The sequence below is a fragment of the Streptomyces candidus genome (genome assembly GCF_014207445.1).
Classification (GTDB): Bacteria; Actinomycetota; Actinomycetes; order Streptomycetales; family Streptomycetaceae; genus Streptomyces; species Streptomyces candidus.
Genome location: NZ_JACHEM010000005.1, coordinates 345,396 through 361,065 on the forward strand (window position 1 = coordinate 345,396; position 15,670 = coordinate 361,065).

Genomic DNA, 15,670 nt, shown 5'->3' on the forward strand with positions numbered 1-15,670 from the left:
GCTCTACAGCGCGCGCAGGACGGCGGTGACCTTGCCGAGGATGGTGGCCTCGTTGCCCCGGATCGGGGCGAAGCGCTCGTTCTCCGGGAGCAGCCACACGTCGGACCCCTGGCGCTTGAAGCGCTTGACGGTGGCGTCGCCGTCGATCATCGCGGCGACGATGTCACCGTTGCTGGCCTCGGGCTGGGCGCGGACGACGACCTGGTCGCCGTCCGCGATGTGCGCGTCGATCATGGATTCACCGACGACGGTCAGGACGAACAGGTCGCCCTCGCCGACCAGTTGGCGCGGCAGCGGCAGTACGTCCTCCACGTGCTGTTCGGCCAGGATGGGTGTGCCGGCGGCGATGCGGCCGACGAGCGGCACGTACGCGGTACCGGGGGAGGGCGGGCCGTCGTTGGGGGTGGTGCCGTGGTGGCGGTCGGCGCGGATGCGGTAGGCGCGCGGGCGGCACGGGTCGCGTTCCAGGATTCCCTTGCGCTCCAGCGCGGACAGCTGGTGGGCGACGGAGGAGGTGGAGGCGAGGCCGGCCGCCTGGCCGATCTCGCGCATGGACGGCGGATAGCCGCGCTCGGTGACGTGCCGGCGGATGGTCGCGACGATCTTGGCCTGGCGGTCGGTGAGCCCGTCGGCACGGGTGCGGATGCCGGCGGGCCGTCCGGGCCCGGCGGTGGTCGTCGTGCGCATGAATCTCCCCGTTTGTGATCGTCCGGTGCCGCGACCGTACCTCGTCCCCGCGCCGATCAGGAACACGCATTCTATTTCTTTGCGTCCACTCACCCCTTGTGCGGTACGGAATATCGAGGGCGCGACGGCCGGGGTGCCGGTCTCCCGGCATGCCGGGAGTGCGGTCTGCCGCTACAGTCGTACATACGTTCGATAAATGGATCGGGCGGAGACGAGGCGAGCGGAGGGGTGGAGATGGGTGGCAGGTCATGGCCGGTTTTACCCACCTGCATGCCGCCTCCGGGTTCTCGGCCCGCTACGGCGCCGCCCACCCCGAAGCGCTGGTCCGTGCGGCTGCCGACCGCGGTATGGGTGCCCTGGCGCTGACCGACCGCGACACCGTCACCGGCGCGGTGCGCTTCGCCAAAGCCGCGGCCGCGTCCGGGGTGCGCCCGCTGTTCGGTGTCGACGTCGCCGTACAGCCCCACACCCCCGCCACCCGTGGCTCCGGGCCCCGGCGCCGTACGCCGGTGCGCGGCGGCGCGCACGTGGCCGAGGCCCCGCTGCGCATCACCCTGCTCGCGCGGAACGCCGGCGGGTGGGCCCGGCTGTGCCGCCTGGTGTCGGCCGCGCACGCCCTCCCCAGTGGTCCGCCGGTGGTCACGCACGAGGCGTTCGCCGAACACGGTGTCGGGGGCCTGGTGGCGTTGTTCGGCCCGGTCTCGGAGCCGGTGCGTGCGCTGTCGGGCGGGCGTCCGGACCGGGCGCAGCAGTTGCTTGCCCCGTGGCGGGCACTGTTCGGCGCGAACCTGCGCCTGGAGGTCCTGTCGTACGGGGTACAGGGCACCGGGCCCGGTTCGGTGCGCCTGGCGGCTCGTACGGTGCAGCTCGCCGACCACCTCCGGGTACCCGCCGTGCTGACCAATGCGGCCCGGTACGCCGATCCCGCCCAGCACCGGCTCGCCGATGTCCTGGACGCTGCCCGGCTGCTGCGGCCCATCGACCGGCGCCGCCTGGATACGGGGGAGCGGTGGCTCAAGGGCTCCGCCGACATGGCCGCCATCGCTGCCCGGATCGCCGAGGCGGCAGGCGAGGGCGCCGAGCGGGCGGACCGGCTGCTGGCAGAGACCGCCGCGGTCGCCGACAGCTGTGCCCTGGACCCGGTCGCCGACCTGGGGCTCGGCAAGCCGCATTTCCCCGAGCCCCAGGTGGTCGGCGCCGGCACCGGGCCGGGTGCGGCGGCCGCGCTGCTGCGCGAGCGCGCGGAAGCCGGTCTCGCCCGCCGGGGCCTCGACCGCGTCCCGGCCGCGGTGGAGCGTCTTGCGGAGGAGCTGCGGGTCATCACCAAGCTGGGCTTCGAGCCCTACTTCCTTGCCGTCGCCCAAGTCGTCGCGGACGTGCGGGAGATGGGAATCCGGGTCGCCGCCCGCGGCTCCGGTGCGGGGTCGATGGCCTGCCATGCCCTGCACCTCGCCACCGCCAACCCCCTCGAACACAACCTGCTCTTCGAACGGTTCCTCTCCGAGCGGCGCACCTCGCTGCCCGACATCGACGTCGACGTGGAGTCCGCCCGCCGCCTGGAGGTCTACGACCGCATCTTCGAACGCTTCGGCCCCGAGCGGGTCGCGGTCACCGGCATGCCCGAGACCTACCGCGCCCGCCACGCCCTCCGCGACACCGGCCTCGCCCTGGGGATCGCCCCGCAACAGGTCGACCGGATCGCCAAGTCCTTCCCTCACATCCGCGCCTGCGACATCACCGGCGCCCTCGCGGAACTCCCCGAGCTGCGTGAATTGCGGGAGGAGGCGGCGTCGGGCCGGTTCGGGCCGCTCTTCGACGTCGCGGAGGGCCTGGACAGGCTGCCGCGCGGCATGGCCATGCACCCCTGCGGCGTCATCATCACCGACGCCACCCTGCTGGACCGGCTCCCCGTCCAGCCGACCCCGGGCGGGCAGTACCCGATGGTCCAGGCCGACAAGCACGACGTCGAAGACCTCGGCCTGATCAAGCTGGACGTCCTCGGCGTGCGGATGCAGTCCTCCATGGCCCACGCCGTGAACGAGATCGCCCGCACCACCGGCCGCCGCATCGACCTCGACGACCCCGCCCAGGTGCCCCTGGACGACTTCTTCGCGTTCAAGATGATCCAGGCCTCCGACACCGTCGGCATGTTCCAGCTCGAATCACCCGGCCAGCAGGACCTCCTGGGCCGGCTCCAGCCCCGCGACCCGCAGGACGTCATCGCCGACATCAGCCTCTTCCGCCCCGGCCCGATGGCCGGCGGCATGCCCGCCGCCTACATCGCCGCCCGCCACGGCGCCGCCCCCGCATACCCCCACCCCGACCTCGAACCCGTCCTCGCCGACACCTACGGCGTCACGATCTGGCACGAGCAGGTCATCGACATGTTCGCCGTACTGACCGGCTGCGACCGCGCCCTGGCCGAAATCGCCCGCCGCGCCCTCGTCGACAAGAACCGGCTTCCCCACGTCCGCACCTGGTTCTTCGACCGAGCGAGCGAGAACGGCTACGCCCGCGGAGTGCTGGAGGAGGTGTGGGCGGTGATCGAGGGGTTCGGCGCGTACGGGTTCTGCCGCGCCCACGCGGTCGCCTTCGCCGTCCCCGCCCTCCAGTCCGCCTGGCTCAAGGCCCACTACCCCGCCGCCCTCTACGCCGGACTCCTGGAGCACGACCCGGGGATGTGGCCGATGCGGGTCATCGTCTCGGACGCCCGCCGCCACAACGTCCCCGTCCTCAACGTGGACATCAACCGCTCCGCAGCCGCCCACCAGCTGGAGCAGGTCGCCGACGGCACCTGGGGGGTACGGATGTCGCTGTCGTCGGTGAAGGGGATCACCGAGGACGACGTCCACCGCATCGTCGCCGGGCAGCCCTACGCGGGGCTCCCCGATCTGTGGGAGCGTGCCCGCCCCGCCCGCCCCACCACGGAACGCCTCGTGGAGGTCGGCGCGCTGGACAGCGTGCGCGGATCCCAGTCCCGACGCGACCTGCTGCTCCAGGTCGGCGAGCTCCACCACCAGACCCGCACCCGGCAGGCCGAAGGCCAGCTCCCCCTCGACGGCCTGACCACGGCCACCGATCCCTCCGGGCTGCCGGAGATGACCGCCCGCGAGGCCCTCGGCGCCGAGCTGGAGGTCCTCAAGGTCGACGTCACCCAGCACCTGATGGACCACCACCACCGCCTCCTGCGCGAAGTCGGCGCCACCGACGCCGCCCATCTCAAGGCATTGCGCACCGGCCAACACGTCCTCGTCGCCGGGGTCCGCGCCTCGACCCAGACACCGCCCATCCCCTCCGGCAAGCGCATCATCTTCGTCACCCTCGAAGACGGCTCCGGCCTCGTCGACCTCGCCTTCTTCGAGGACTCCCACGAGGCCTGCGCCCATACCGTCTTCCACTCCGGGCTCCTCCTCGTACGCGGCACCATTCAGGAACGCGGACCACGGCGCACCGTGGTCGGCTCGATGGTCTGGGACCTCGACACCCTCGCCGACGCCCGCCGCGACGGCGGCCCCGAGGCCGTCCTCCACCTCCTCGGCCGCCGGGGGACCAGCCCCACCCCCGCCCAGCCGCACCGCACCCTTCCCAACGGCACCGCCGGCGCGCGCCTCCACCCCTGGGCGGACCTCCAGCCCGCCGGCACCCGCTCCGCAGACCTGACCGCCTACGGCCACCGCAGCCCCGGGAGCCCAGGATGACCACCACGACGACTGCCGTCCGCGAACGGCACATCCTGCGCGTCCACTTCCACCTGGCCACCGAGGACCCCGACCTCTACGACGCACTCCTCGATGTCCTGACCACCCTCACCCCGCTCGTCCAGCGGCTCCCTCCGTCGGCCGCCGACCTCGACGTGACCGGCTCGTTGCGGCTGTTCGACTGCGACGCGGCCGCCTTGGGCCGACTGCTGCAGGTCAGGGTGATGGCCCTGCACGGCGTGACCACCAGCATCGGCGCGGCACCCAACCGGATGCTCGCCGCCATGGCCGCCGACGCCACCCCGCCAGGCGACCTCACCACCCTCCCCGCCGAACCCGACGCCCTCACCCGCTTCCTGCGCCCGCGCCCGGTCGCCGCCCTGCCGGGCATCGGCCCGGCAACCGCCCGCACCTTGAACAAGCACGGCATCCACCACCTCGGCACCCTCGCCGACACCCCCCTCCTCACCCTCCAACGCCTCCTGGGCACCGCCCAAGGACGCCAGCTCCACGAACGCGCCCACGGCCAGGACCCGCGCCCCGTCACCGTCCAGGCCCCCGCCCCGTCCCTCAGCGCCACCCACCCGTACGACCACGACGAACTCGACCCCGCCGCCCACCGGAGGACGTTGCTGGCCCTGACCGAAGACCTCGGGCTGCGCCTGCGCACCACCGGGCAGATCGCCACGACCCTCGTTCTGACCGTGCGCTACGCCGACCGCACGACCACCACCCGCAGCCGCACCCTCACCGAACCCACCCACCACAGCCCGGCCCTCGCCGCCGCCGCCCACGACCTCTACACCCGCCTGGGACTCCAACGCGCCCGCGTCCGCGCCCTCACCCTCCGCGCAGAGGGCCTGCTCACGGCACAGGACGCAACCCGCCAACTGTCACTGGACCCGGACGACGACCGGACCCGCGCGGCGGAGGCCGCCGCCGACCGCGTCCGCGCCCGCTTCGGACCCACCGCCGCAGTACCCGCCGCACTGGCACGACCCGACCGCACCACGTCGCCCCGCCTACGGGCCGACGCCAGGAAAAAGGAGCAACGGAGATGAGCAGAAGCCGCATCCGTGCGCATACCCTCCCGCACGCCCGCCACGACGGTGCCACCTACGGCACCCGCTACGAGGCGGAGTTCGCCGCCCTCGCAGCCTCCCACCGGGGCCGCCCCACCACTGACATCGTGCCGCTGCTGCGCCGTGCGGCCGACCGGGCGCTGTTGGGCTTCGCGCCCGCCGATCTCCAGGAGCAGGCACAGGCCATCAGCTCCGGCGCCCCCTGCCGGCTGCGCATCACTCTCCCGTGACCGTGACCGTGACCGTGACCGGGACCGTGACCGTGACCGGGACCAGCCCACCCGCCTTGCAGGAGGGGCACCCGTAGACCCGTAGCGGCGCAGCCCCTCGCCGGGGCCGGGCGTCACAGGTGCTCGGGGGCCAGGTCCGGCCGCAGGCGGTGCCAGACCGGCTGGCGCAAAAGGCCGGCGCGGGTGCGGGTGGCGTAACGGACCTCCCCGACCAGGCGCGGCAGGACCCAGCGGGCCGCGGGCACGGGCGGGAGCGTGGTGAAGGGGCAGTCGTCGACGGCGGCGACCGTCAGCAGGCGCGCCAGTTCGGCGCGCTCGCGTTCCGACCAGCCGGTGCCCACGCTCCCCGCGTACCGCAGCCCGCCGTCCTCCAGGCGTTCCCCGACCAGCACCGCGCCCGGCAGTGGTGAGGCGGAGCCCCGTACCGGCACCCAGCCGCCGATCATGCAGTCCGCGGTCCGCAGGTGCCGCAGCTTGATCCACGCACGGGAGCGGACACCGGGCTCGTACCGTGAGTCGGTCCGTTTGAGGACGACCCCTTCCAGGCCGTGTTCGCGGGTCAGCGCGAAGGCCTCCCGGGCGTGCCCGGTCACCGCGGCCGGAGTCGACCAGTGGGCCGCGTGCAGGGCGAGCGCCTCCAGGAGCCGGCGTCGCTCGGCATGGGGGAGGTGGGTCAGGTCGCGGCCGTCCAGGTGCAGGGCGTCGAAGAGGACCAGGTGTGCGGGGATCCGGGCGGCGAGGCGGGCCGCCTTCGCCGGAGCTGCGGACAGGCCCATACGGGACTGCAGGCGCTCGAAGTCCGGACGGCCCTGCTCGTCGAGGGCGATGAGCTCGCCGTCCAGCACCGCCGGCACTCCACCCAGTGCCCCGCCCAGGGGGCGGAGTTCGGGATACGCGGCCGTGACCGCGGCCCCCGAGCGGGAGCGCAGCACCAGCGTGCCGTCGCCCGGCAGGTACACCACCGCACGCTGCCCGTCGTACTTGGTCTCCGCACTCCACAGATGCTCCGCGGACGGGGCGGGAAGCGTACCGGGGGTGGCGAGCATCGGGGCGATCCGCGGCAGGGTGACCATGCTCCAGCCCTGGCCCGCCGCCGCCCCGTTCACACGTATCGTCCGCGGGTGCCGTCCATTCGGCCCCGCCTGCGCCACCGGGAGCTGCCGGTCGTGCAGAGGACCGGCGGCGGGCCCGTCGGCAGGCCCGAGGGCTCCGGAACCCAGGCTTCGTCCCCCGTGCGAGCTACGGCGAGGTGTCCACCGTGAGGTGACGATCTTCGGCCGTCGGATCCGTAGCGTCCGGTGCAGTCCGCGGCACTCCGGCCACGGCCCCGACCAAGGAGTTCCCTCGTGCGGTTTGTCCGGCAGTTGCTCGCCGTCATAGCGGTGTACGCCATCGGCGGAGGTGCGGTCAACGCGGTGAAGGACAACGACTGGCTCACGCTCGTCGTCGGCCTTGCGGCGGCCGCGTTCGCGGTGCTCGTGTACGGGTGGGTGGTACGGCGCACCGAGCACCGGCCGGCCCTGGACGTGGCCCGGGAAGGCGCCGCCGCCGGGACCGGCCGGGGAATGCTGATCGGCCTCGGGATGTTCGCGGCCGTCATCGCGATCCTCCGCACCGCCGGGCACTACGAGATCGACGGCCTGGGCTCGCCGTCCGGGGCGATGGGCCTGATCGGATTCATGGCCGCCGTCTCCGTGGCGGAGGAAGTGGTCTACCGCGGCGTCCTGTTCCGGATCATCGAGGAGCGGACCGGTACGTATCCCGCCCTGGCGCTGACCGGCGTCGTGTTCGGCCTCTCGCATCTGCTGAACGAGAACGCGACCCTCTGGGGCGCCGCCGCCATCGCCATCGAGGCCGGCTTCATGCTCGCCGCGGCGTACGCCGCCACCCGCACCCTGTGGTTCCCGATCGGCCTGCACTTCGGCTGGAACTTCGCCGCGGCCGGCATCTTCAGCACCGAGGTGTCCGGCAGCGGCGCCAACCGGGGGCTGCTGGACACCTCGGCCTCGGGACCCGAACTGCTCACCGGCGGCGGGTTCGGACCGGAGGGCAGCGTGTACGCGGTGGGCTTCGGGGTGCTGCTGACCATCGCGTTCCTGTGGCTGGCCCGCCGGCGCGGAAACATCGTGCCCCGCTCCCGGCGTGCCGCACATGCCGACTCCGTAGCTACACTTCCCCGGTGATGGATCGCCGGCGGGTTACGGAGCTGTGGCACCGGCTCGACGTCACGGTCCGGGACCTCCCGCTCGGGGTGCTGCTCCTCATCGCGTCGCTCCTGCCGGCGCTCCGCGGCAACGGGACGGAGATCGGCGGCCTGCCCACCCAGCCCCTGGACGCGCTGGGCGGCGTGGCGCTCGCGCTTCAGTGCCTGCCGCTCGCGCTGCGCCGGCGGTGGCCGCTCGCCTGCCTCGCCCTGGTCCCGGTCGGGTTCGCCGTCGACCAACTCAACGGCTACCACCTGCTCGCGGGCACCGCGCTGCCCCTGGCGCTGATGAGCGCGGGCTCCCACCTGGAGCGGTACCGGCGCGTCACCCTGCTCGCCCTGTCCGCGGCGTACGTGCCACTGGCGGTCGTGCTGCACCGGCGCGGTCCGGGCGAACCGCCGGGCGAGTTCGTGTCGTTCTACCTGGTCCTGGCCCTCGCGTGGGGCGTCGGCGTGTGGCTGCGCTCGGCCCGGACGGCGGAGGCCGAACGCCGGGACCGCGTCGCCGAGGACGCCCGCAATGCCGAACGAGCACGCATCGCACGTGAGTTGCACGACGTGGTGACCCACCACGTGACGGCGATGGTCGTCCAGGCCGAGGCGGCACGCTACTTGACAGCCGTGCCCGACCGACTGGACCAGACCCTGACCGCCGTCAGCGACACCGGCCGACGGGCCATCACCGACCTGCGGCACCTGCTCGACCTGCTCGACCCGGACGACGGCACCGGCCGCCGCACCGAGGGCAGGACGCCACCCGTCGGCAGACTGCTCACACTGGTCGAGCAGACGCGGCGGGCCGGGCAGCCGGTGGAGTTCACCGAGGAGGGAACACCGGCGTCGTCGACCGGCAGCGCCGACCTCGTGGCCTACCGCGTGGTGCAGGAGGCTCTGACCAATGTCCTCAAGCACGACCGCGGAAGCCGCACCGCGGTCCTGGTGCACCACGGCGAACGGGAGATCACCGTGGAGGTCGGCACGGACGGCTCGGGTGCGCGGACCGGGTCCCCCGGCGGCAGCGGGCGGGGCCTGGCGGGCCTGCGCGAGCGGGTCGACGTCCTGGGCGGTGACTTCAGCGCGGTCCAGCGGGAGGGCGGCGGCTTCGTCGTCCGGGCCCGGATCCCCGCGGGGGGCCGGTCATGACGCCGGTACGGGTCCTGGTCTGTGACGACCAGGTCCTGATCCGCACGGGTCTGGCGACGATCATTGACGCCCAGCCCGACCTGGAGGTGGCGGGCGAGTGCGGGGACGGGCGGAGCGCGGTCGACCTCGCCGCCGAACTGCGCCCGGACGTCGTGGTGATGGACATACGCATGCCGGTGCTCGACGGCATCGAGGCCACCCGTCTGCTGGCCGGTGCCGGGGTGGCACATCCCGTCAAGGTGCTGGTCGTGACGACGTTCAACCTGGACGAGTACGTCTACGAGGCGCTGCGCGCCGGAGCCAGCGGCTTCCTGCTCAAGGATGCGCCGCCGGACCGGCTGCTGCACGGCATCCGGACCGTGGCCACGGGTGCGGCTCTGCTGGACCCCGAGGTGACGCGGCGCCTCGTGGGCCGGTACGCCGCCCGGATCCGGCCCACCGGGGGCACCCCGCACGACCTCCCGCTGACCCCCCGGGAGACAGAGGTCCTCCGGCTCATCGCGGACGGCTTCTCCAACAGCGAGATCGCCGCCGCGCTCGTGATCAGCCCCGAGACCGTCAAGACCTTCGTGTCCCGCATCCTCGCCAAACTGGGCCTGCGCGACCGCGTTCAAGCGGTTGTCTACGCCTACCGCCACGGACTGGTGACCTGACACGTCACGCACGGTGAAAGCCGGTACACACCGCCGCTTGCCCGCCGCGCCGCGCTGCCGGTGCGCGGGTTCGAGTGGCAAGGACGCGCAGCTTGACGAACGCCGCAAAAGGCGGCCGGGGGTCACGGGGCGTTGACCACTGGGGTGTTGAGAGCTTCAGCCGGACCCTGGCGGGGCGCCGGCCGGCCTCTCAGGCCGCCGCGTGTCGTCGACGCGGACGCCGAGCCGGTCGGCGACGTCGGTGAGGACCTGTCCCAGCGGCAGCGCCACCCGGACCGTGGCCTCCCGGTCACCGCGCGTCGGGTCCCGGTTGACGATCAGTACCGGCTTCTGTGCCCGCGCCGCCTCCCGGACGAACCGGAGCCCGGACATCACGGTCAGCGAGGAGCCGAGAACCAGCAGCGAGGCCGCGTCCCGGACCAGTGCGCGGCACTGTTCGACCCGTTGTGGCGGGACGGCCTCTCCGAAGAACACCACGTCCGGTTTGAGTACACCGCCGCAGACCGCGCAGGGCACCACGTGGAAGTCCCCCACCTGCTCGTCGGTGAGGTCGGCGTCGCCGTCCGGATTGATTCCGGCTGCCACCGGTGCGAAGTGCGGATTGGCCTCGGTCAGGCGGACGGCGAGTTCGCTGCGGGCTGCGAGAGCGCCGCAGGTCAGGCAGACGACCCGGTCCAGGCTTCCGTGCAGTTCCACGACGTTCTCGCTGCCCGCGGCCTGGTGGAGCCCGTCGACGTTCTGTGTGATCAGGCCCGAAACGAGACCTTGCCGCGCGAAGGCCGCCACGGCCAGGTGGCCGGAGTTGGGCCGCGCCCGGCGGAAGACGCGCCAGCCCAGGTGGCTGCGTGCCCAGTAGCGGCGTCGGGCCTGCGGGTCGGCGGTGAACTCCTGGTACGTCATCGGGGTGTGCCGGCTGAGGCTTCCGCCCGCGCCCCGGTAGTCGGGAATCCCCGATTCGGTGGAGATCCCCGCCCCGGTGAGCACCAGTGCACCGCCGCGGGCCAGCGCTTCGGCGACGGGCTCCCAGTCAGAGGTGCCGGGCGGCAGGTCACCGTCGGGGAACCAGTTCAGGGTGGGGCGCATACGCATGCTCCCCAGAGTACGAAAAGGCCGGTCGGAACGCTGTTCCGGACGGGTGGGCCGGCGGGCGTGCCGACCGACGGCGGACGGTTCGGCGGCCGGTGAGCAGGCGGACGCCCAGTACCGCGGTGATCACGGCGCTGCCCAGCGAACTGTCCAGCGACCGGGCGATCGAGTTGATGCCGTTCGCGATGCCGCTCTGATGGGCGGGCACGCCCGCCACGATGAACGCGGGCAGGGTCGCGAAGCCGAAGCTGACCGCGATGCCGGTGAGCAGCCCGGCGGCCACCGGCCGCAGACGAACATCCGCATGTCCACCAGGGGTTGACGCACGCGGCGTTCGACGAGCACTCATGCGGCAGCGAGCAGCACCGCACCCCCGAGCAGTCCCGGGCAGCGTGCGGCCCCGGATCCGCCCCCTCGCTTCCGCGGCGGCAGCCGCCCCCGAGGTCCCCCGGTGTTCTGCGCCGGACAGAACGACACCATCGTGCCGCCCTCGACAGCCCGCAGGACGCACGTGCCTCCTCTCGTCGAAGGCCTGTGGGGGGAGGTTGCCACAGCTATCGAATAACGATAGATTCTCATCGTTGTTCGATAGGAGGATGAGTCATGGGCAAATTGACGGTGCTCGCGCTGCGCGGCGTACTGGTGCTGCTGCTGGGGGGTTCGCTGTTCGTGCAGGCGGTGATGGTGCCACTGCTGGCCGCCGACATGAACGGTCGCACCGGGGACTTGGTGCACCTGCGTACACCGGTCCTGGTGATCATCGTGCTGGGGGTGGTCACCGCTCAGGTGACCTTGGTGTGCGTGTGGCGGCTGGTATCGATGGTGCGGAGCGGAACAGTGTTCTCGCAGCAGGCGTTCCGTTACGTCCATGTGGTGATCGGCGCGTTCGTGGCAGCCGCACTGCTCGTCTTCGTACTGGGCGCGCTGCTGGCGCCCGGGGAGGCGGTCGCGCCGGGGGTGGTACTGCTGCTGGGCGGAGTCGGGCTGGCGATCCTTGGGGTCGCGCTGGTCGTGCTCGTTCTGCGGATGCTGCTCGCGCAGGCTGTGGCGCGTGAGGTGCAGGCATCGCGGATGAAGGCGGAGCTGGACGAGGTGATCTGATGCCGATCGTGGTCGACATCGACGTCATGCTGGCCAGGCGGAAGATGTCCGTGGGTGAGCTCGCTGACCGCGTCGGCATCACCCCAGCCAACCTGGCCGTACTCAAGAACGGCCGCGCCAAGGCGGTCCGGTTCACCACCCTCGCCGCCCTCTGCGACGTACTGGAATGTCAGCCGGGGGAGCTGCTGCGGTTCGAGGCCGAGGACGGCGGTCACCCCTGACCGCGGCGAGCGATCAGGGGTGACCGCCGTCTCACCGAAGCCCTCAGCCACCCCATCGGTTCCGACCAGAACCCGCCCTTGGGCGAAGCGCCCGCCCGGAACCGCGCCGGGCACGCGTACCGAGCCGCACGTTCCCCGCATGTCCGGCGTACAGTCCGCGCCGGCTGTCCAGTTCATGGAGGGTGCTGTTCCGCACTGCACGCCCTTTGCCCATGACACGGTCGGCGACGGACGCATGGACAAGGTGGTGTGTGACCAGGGCGACGGCCCGGTCTCCGGCCAGGTCGCGGACGCCGGGGGCGGATACGGCGCTCCTCCGGAGGCCCAGCGTCGGCCGCGCTGTCTGCTCCAGCGGGACGCCGTGCGGCATCGAGGAGGTCAACGGACGGTCGGTGTGGTCCGCGGTGGGCGCATGGGTCGGGCGGGGCCGGGCACGCGGTGGGTCCCTCACCAGTCTGGAGCTTTCCGTGATCATCGGTATCGTCGTTGTCTGTGTCGTCCTGGCCGTTCTGGCCTTCTTCGTCCCCCGCATGTCCCGGCACCCCGAACGCGGCACGCAGAAGACGCTCGGTATGGGATCGCGTGCGGGCGGGAAGGCGCCGGGTGTCCTGGGCCGAATTTTCAGCAAGCCGTTCCGCAGCAGCTCGAAGGCGGTCGGCAAGAGCGGATCGGCCGGCCGCCGCACCCGAGGCCGCATGCCGTTCTAGCAGCCGCCACCGTGTGCCCCCTCCTGCGCCCGGCCCGCTTCCCCGACGGAGCGGGCCGGGCGCGGGTACGAGCGGCGCGCCGATGTCGCCCGGCACAACCTGGGCGGCGGGCTTTCCGGCCGTGCCCGGTGCAAGGGTGCGGGGTACGGCGGTCGACCGGACGCAGTCACGCTCCGGTCCGTCCAAGCTGCACGGCCTCGAACCCAAGCGCCCGCCGTGTGCGTGACCCGGCTGGGACCGCACGACTCATGGCTCGCGGAACCGCTCCACCAGCGCCACGTATCCGCTGGCGCCGTGACCGGCGGCCGCCGCTCGCTCGGCCAGCGACTTGACGAGCCTCGGCAGCTCGGCGTTGACGCCGAGCGACTCGCTCTCCTGGATCACCTGCGCCATCGCTGTCAGGTGGGTGTCGATCGTGCCGTCGTCGGCCGGGTAGACGCCGTTGTCGGCCTGCCGCGCGTACCCCGGCAGCCAGCCGGCCACCGTGCCGATCGCCGTCTGTGCGAGGGGGAGATATGCCGTGGCGGACACACCGGCTGTGCCGAGTATCGCGGCGCCGTTGAGGAATCCGTCGAGCATGCCCCATATGAGGACGAGCGTGGCCATCTCGTGGGTGGCAGACAGTCCGGCGTCATCCCCCAGATACAGGCCGGTGCCGAGAGTGCCCAAGGTGGACTCGTGGGCGTCGTACAACGGCCGCGGCCCGCTGTAGACGAGCACGGCGTCGGTGGTGCCGACGGCCTCCGGTACGGCCATGATCCCGCCGTCGAGATAGCCGCCGCCGCGGTGCGCCACCTCCTGGGCGAGGGCTCTGGCGCGGGAGGGCGTGCCCGAGGTCAGGTTCACCACAACCCGACCGTCGAGCGGTCCGCCGAGGACGTCCGCCACAGCGTCGTAGTCCGACATACAGACCACCACAAGCGGCGCGGAGGCAATCGCGGCCGCCGGGGACGCGGCGAGCTCCGCGCCCCGGGCCACGAGGTCGTCGGCCTTGGCCGTGGTGCGGTTCCACACGGTCGTCGGGTGTCCCGCGCGCAGGAACGCCCCGGCGAGGGCGCCGCCCATCAGCCCGAGGCCCAGAACAGTGACGGGAGTGCCGGTGTGCATCATGTGCTCCTTCGCTGATCGGTGGCACAATCGTCAACGTTCACACCGGTATGAAGGTCAAGAGGGAACGCGACATGCTGATCGGGGAGTTGAGCCGAAGGACCGGAGTGAACCCGCACCAACTGCGGTACTACGAGGCGCAGGGGCTGCTGGTGCCCGCCCGCGGTGACAACGGCTACCGCGAGTACGGCGACGACGCCGTACTGACCGTGGTCCAGATCAGGAAGCTGCTCGACGCCGGGCTGTCGACCCAGGAGATCGGGTACCTCCAACCGTGCGTCACCGGCTCGGCCCCCGATCTGAAGCCCTGCCCGGAGACCCTGGACCTGCTTCGGGCACGCATTGCCGGACTGGACGAACAGATCGACACGCTCATCCGGTCCCGCCGGACACTGCGGGATCACCTGGCCGCCACGGAGCGGCGACTGACTGGTTAGACGCTGTCCGGACACCGTCTGGCCGACGGATGGAAACTCCTGGGCCGCAGTGTCGGCCGGGGCCCCGTCCAGCGGAGGGTTCGCCGGACCGAGGGGGGCCGTGCGCCGTGCGGGTGGGACGCTCGTACGGGGTGTGAGTCGGCCCGTCGGACGGGTACCCGGGTCAGGATGCCCGTGTCGAGGAAACGGCAGGCATGACGAACGAGCGAGGAGAAGGGCGAGCCACCCATGCGCGCACTGACCGTAAGCCCCGGCCGGAAGAACTCCCTGGAAGCACGAGAACTGCCCGATCCGTCCCCGGCGAACGGGGAACTGCTGGTGCGCGGCCTGACGGTGGGTGTGTGCGGGACCGACCGCGAGATCGCGAACGCTGAGTACGGCTGGGCGCCGCCGGGCCGCGACTGGCTCATCCTGGGACACGAGTCCCTGGGCCGGGTGGAGCAGGCCGCTCCGGGCAGCGGGTTCTCGGCCGGTGAGCTGGTGGCCGGGGTAGTACGCCGACCGGATCCTGTCCCCTGCGGCGCGTGCGCCCACGGTGAGTTCGACATGTGCCGCAACGGCCGCTACACCGAGCGCGGCATCAAGGAGATCGACGGCTACGGCGCCCAGCTCTGGTGCGTGGAGCCCGGTTACGCGGTGAAGCTGCAACCGTCTCTTGAGCGCGTCGGCGTGCTGATGGAACCGACCTCGGTCGTGGCGAAAGCGTGGGAGCAGGTGGAGCGTGTCGGGGGACGCTCCTGGTTCGAGCCGCGGCGGGTTCTGGTCACCGGCGCCGGGCCGATCGGCCTGCTGGCCGCTCTGCTCGGTACGCAGCGCGGCCTGGACGTACATGTCCTGGACCGCGTGACCGACGGGCCGAAGCCCCGGCTCGTACGGGATCTGGGCGCCACCTACCACAGCGGGGACGTCACACAGGTGATCGACAAGGTGTGCCCCGACGTCATCATCGAAGCCACCGGAGCCGGGAGCCTGGTCTTCGCCGCGCTGACCGGGACCGCCTCGTACGGAGTGGTGTGCCTGACCGGAGTGTCACCCGCCGGCCGCCGCATCAGCGTGGACGCCGGTCTGATCAACCGGGACATCGTGCTGGAGAACGACGCCGTGGTCGGATCCGTCAACGCGAACCTCCGGCACTACCGGCAAGCCGCCGACGCACTGGGGAAGGCCGACCCGGCCTGGCTGGAGCGCCTGATCTCCAGGCGGGTGCCGCTGGAACGCGCCGTTGAGGCGTTCCAGCCGCAGCCGGACGACGTCAAGGTGGTCATCGATCTGTGAGGGACCCGGCACCCGCCACGAGCGGCGTGACGGGTGTGCA

The 15,670-nt window shown here is 72.3% G+C and carries 16 protein-coding genes; 11 read left to right on the forward strand and 5 right to left on the reverse strand.

Translation table 11 applies throughout. The annotated features are described in order from the left end of the window. Positions 1-3: 3 nt before the first annotated feature. The gene (gene lexA, locus HNQ79_RS12425; protein WP_185029982.1) at positions 4-687 is read right to left on the reverse strand and encodes a transcriptional repressor LexA; all 684 of its coding nucleotides are present in this window, start codon (positions 685-687) and stop codon (positions 4-6) included. A gap of 248 nt (positions 688-935) precedes the next feature. Here lexA and HNQ79_RS12430 point away from each other — a divergent pair, with 248 nt between their 5' ends. Genes HNQ79_RS12430 through HNQ79_RS12440 form a run of 3 tightly spaced genes read left to right on the forward strand, consistent with a single transcriptional unit; the run spans position 936 to position 5,697 of the window. Then, a complete protein-coding gene (locus HNQ79_RS12430; protein WP_185029984.1) occupies positions 936-4,385 on the forward strand; it encodes a DNA polymerase III subunit alpha in 3,450 nt (1,149 codons plus the stop codon). Further along, entirely contained in the window at positions 4,382-5,446 is a 1,065-nt protein-coding gene (locus tag HNQ79_RS12435) for a DNA polymerase Y family protein (RefSeq protein ID WP_185029985.1), read from the forward strand. Before HNQ79_RS12430 ends, HNQ79_RS12435 begins: the two co-directional genes overlap by 4 nt. Continuing rightward, complete coding sequence (locus tag HNQ79_RS12440; RefSeq protein ID WP_185029987.1) at positions 5,443-5,697, forward strand: hypothetical protein; 255 nt, start codon at positions 5,443-5,445, stop codon at positions 5,695-5,697. The genes HNQ79_RS12435 and HNQ79_RS12440 overlap by 4 nt, the downstream gene beginning before the upstream one ends. A gap of 113 nt (positions 5,698-5,810) precedes the next feature. Here HNQ79_RS12440 and HNQ79_RS12445 read toward each other — a convergent pair whose 3' ends face one another. Further along, positions 5,811-6,770 (reverse strand): ATP-dependent DNA ligase, encoded by a 960-nt coding sequence (locus HNQ79_RS12445; RefSeq protein ID WP_185030333.1) that lies wholly within the window; start codon positions 6,768-6,770, stop codon positions 5,811-5,813. A gap of 273 nt (positions 6,771-7,043) precedes the next feature. Between HNQ79_RS12445 and HNQ79_RS12450 the strand changes: the two genes are divergently transcribed. The 3 genes from HNQ79_RS12450 to HNQ79_RS12460 are packed head-to-tail and all read left to right on the forward strand — an operon-like array spanning position 7,044 to position 9,696. Next, positions 7,044-7,880 (forward strand): CPBP family intramembrane glutamic endopeptidase, encoded by an 837-nt coding sequence (locus HNQ79_RS12450; protein ID WP_185029989.1) that lies wholly within the window; start codon positions 7,044-7,046, stop codon positions 7,878-7,880. Beyond that, positions 7,880-9,043 carry a sensor histidine kinase gene (locus HNQ79_RS12455; RefSeq protein ID WP_185030336.1) on the forward strand — a complete coding sequence of 388 codons (1,164 nt, stop codon included), beginning with the start codon at positions 7,880-7,882 and terminating at the stop codon, positions 9,041-9,043. Before HNQ79_RS12450 ends, HNQ79_RS12455 begins: the two co-directional genes overlap by 1 nt. Next, the gene (locus tag HNQ79_RS12460; RefSeq protein ID WP_185029992.1) at positions 9,040-9,696 is read left to right on the forward strand and encodes a response regulator; all 657 of its coding nucleotides are present in this window, start codon (positions 9,040-9,042) and stop codon (positions 9,694-9,696) included. The genes HNQ79_RS12455 and HNQ79_RS12460 overlap by 4 nt, the downstream gene beginning before the upstream one ends. Before the next feature lie 156 nt (positions 9,697-9,852). Here the strand turns inward: HNQ79_RS12460 and HNQ79_RS12465 are convergent, their stop codons facing one another. Next, positions 9,853-10,785 carry an NAD-dependent protein deacetylase gene (locus tag HNQ79_RS12465; protein WP_185029994.1) on the reverse strand — a complete coding sequence of 311 codons (933 nt, stop codon included), beginning with the start codon at positions 10,783-10,785 and terminating at the stop codon, positions 9,853-9,855. Then, on the reverse strand, positions 10,745-11,065 hold the full coding sequence (locus HNQ79_RS12470) for a hypothetical protein (protein ID WP_185029996.1): 321 nt from the start codon (positions 11,063-11,065) through the stop codon (positions 10,745-10,747). The genes HNQ79_RS12465 and HNQ79_RS12470 overlap by 41 nt, the downstream gene beginning before the upstream one ends. A 320-nt stretch (positions 11,066-11,385) precedes the next feature. Here HNQ79_RS12470 and HNQ79_RS12475 point away from each other — a divergent pair, with 320 nt between their 5' ends. The 3 genes from HNQ79_RS12475 to HNQ79_RS12485 all read left to right on the forward strand — a co-directional run bounded on the left by HNQ79_RS12475 (position 11,386) and on the right by HNQ79_RS12485 (position 12,811). After that, the gene (locus tag HNQ79_RS12475; protein WP_185029998.1) at positions 11,386-11,883 is read left to right on the forward strand and encodes a DUF2975 domain-containing protein; all 498 of its coding nucleotides are present in this window, start codon (positions 11,386-11,388) and stop codon (positions 11,881-11,883) included. After that, positions 11,883-12,104: a helix-turn-helix domain-containing protein gene (locus tag HNQ79_RS12480; RefSeq protein WP_185030000.1), complete on the forward strand. Its 222-nt coding sequence runs from the start codon at positions 11,883-11,885 to the stop codon at positions 12,102-12,104. The genes HNQ79_RS12475 and HNQ79_RS12480 overlap by 1 nt, the downstream gene beginning before the upstream one ends. A gap of 467 nt (positions 12,105-12,571) precedes the next feature. Beyond that, complete coding sequence (locus tag HNQ79_RS12485; protein ID WP_185030002.1) at positions 12,572-12,811, forward strand: DUF6411 family protein; 240 nt, start codon at positions 12,572-12,574, stop codon at positions 12,809-12,811. Between the two features lie 246 nt (positions 12,812-13,057). On the opposite strand, the gene HNQ79_RS12490 is transcribed toward HNQ79_RS12485, so the two are convergent. Beyond that, complete coding sequence (locus HNQ79_RS12490; protein WP_185030004.1) at positions 13,058-13,921, reverse strand: NAD(P)-dependent oxidoreductase; 864 nt, start codon at positions 13,919-13,921, stop codon at positions 13,058-13,060. A gap of 71 nt (positions 13,922-13,992) precedes the next feature. On the opposite strand from HNQ79_RS12490, the gene HNQ79_RS12495 reads away from it, so the two are divergent. After that, the gene (locus tag HNQ79_RS12495) at positions 13,993-14,355 is read left to right on the forward strand and encodes a MerR family transcriptional regulator (RefSeq protein ID WP_185030339.1); all 363 of its coding nucleotides are present in this window, start codon (positions 13,993-13,995) and stop codon (positions 14,353-14,355) included. A gap of 228 nt (positions 14,356-14,583) precedes the next feature. After that, positions 14,584-15,630: a glucose 1-dehydrogenase gene (locus tag HNQ79_RS12500; RefSeq protein ID WP_185030006.1), complete on the forward strand. Its 1,047-nt coding sequence runs from the start codon at positions 14,584-14,586 to the stop codon at positions 15,628-15,630. The last annotated feature ends 40 nt before the right edge of the window (positions 15,631-15,670 follow it).

Bases quoted from the DNA above. Each gene is read 5' to 3' on its own strand.
- lexA (WP_185029982.1), bottom strand. From the start codon at position 687: ATGCGCACGACGACCACCGCCGGGCCCGGACGGCCCGCCGGCATCCGC.
- HNQ79_RS12430 (WP_185029984.1), top strand. From the start codon at position 936: ATGGCCGGTTTTACCCACCTGCATGCCGCCTCCGGGTTCTCGGCCCGC.
- HNQ79_RS12435 (WP_185029985.1), top strand. From the start codon at position 4,382: ATGACCACCACGACGACTGCCGTCCGCGAACGGCACATCCTGCGCGTC.
- HNQ79_RS12440 (WP_185029987.1), top strand. From the start codon at position 5,443: ATGAGCAGAAGCCGCATCCGTGCGCATACCCTCCCGCACGCCCGCCAC.
- HNQ79_RS12445 (WP_185030333.1), bottom strand. From the start codon at position 6,770: ATGGTCACCCTGCCGCGGATCGCCCCGATGCTCGCCACCCCCGGTACG.
- HNQ79_RS12455 (WP_185030336.1), top strand. From the start codon at position 7,880: ATGGATCGCCGGCGGGTTACGGAGCTGTGGCACCGGCTCGACGTCACG.
- HNQ79_RS12460 (WP_185029992.1), top strand. From the start codon at position 9,040: ATGACGCCGGTACGGGTCCTGGTCTGTGACGACCAGGTCCTGATCCGC.
- HNQ79_RS12465 (WP_185029994.1), bottom strand. From the start codon at position 10,785: ATGCGTATGCGCCCCACCCTGAACTGGTTCCCCGACGGTGACCTGCCG.
- HNQ79_RS12475 (WP_185029998.1), top strand. From the start codon at position 11,386: ATGGGCAAATTGACGGTGCTCGCGCTGCGCGGCGTACTGGTGCTGCTG.
- HNQ79_RS12480 (WP_185030000.1), top strand. From the start codon at position 11,883: ATGCCGATCGTGGTCGACATCGACGTCATGCTGGCCAGGCGGAAGATG.
- HNQ79_RS12490 (WP_185030004.1), bottom strand. From the start codon at position 13,921: ATGATGCACACCGGCACTCCCGTCACTGTTCTGGGCCTCGGGCTGATG.
- HNQ79_RS12495 (WP_185030339.1), top strand. From the start codon at position 13,993: ATGCTGATCGGGGAGTTGAGCCGAAGGACCGGAGTGAACCCGCACCAA.
- HNQ79_RS12500 (WP_185030006.1), top strand. From the start codon at position 14,584: ATGCGCGCACTGACCGTAAGCCCCGGCCGGAAGAACTCCCTGGAAGCA.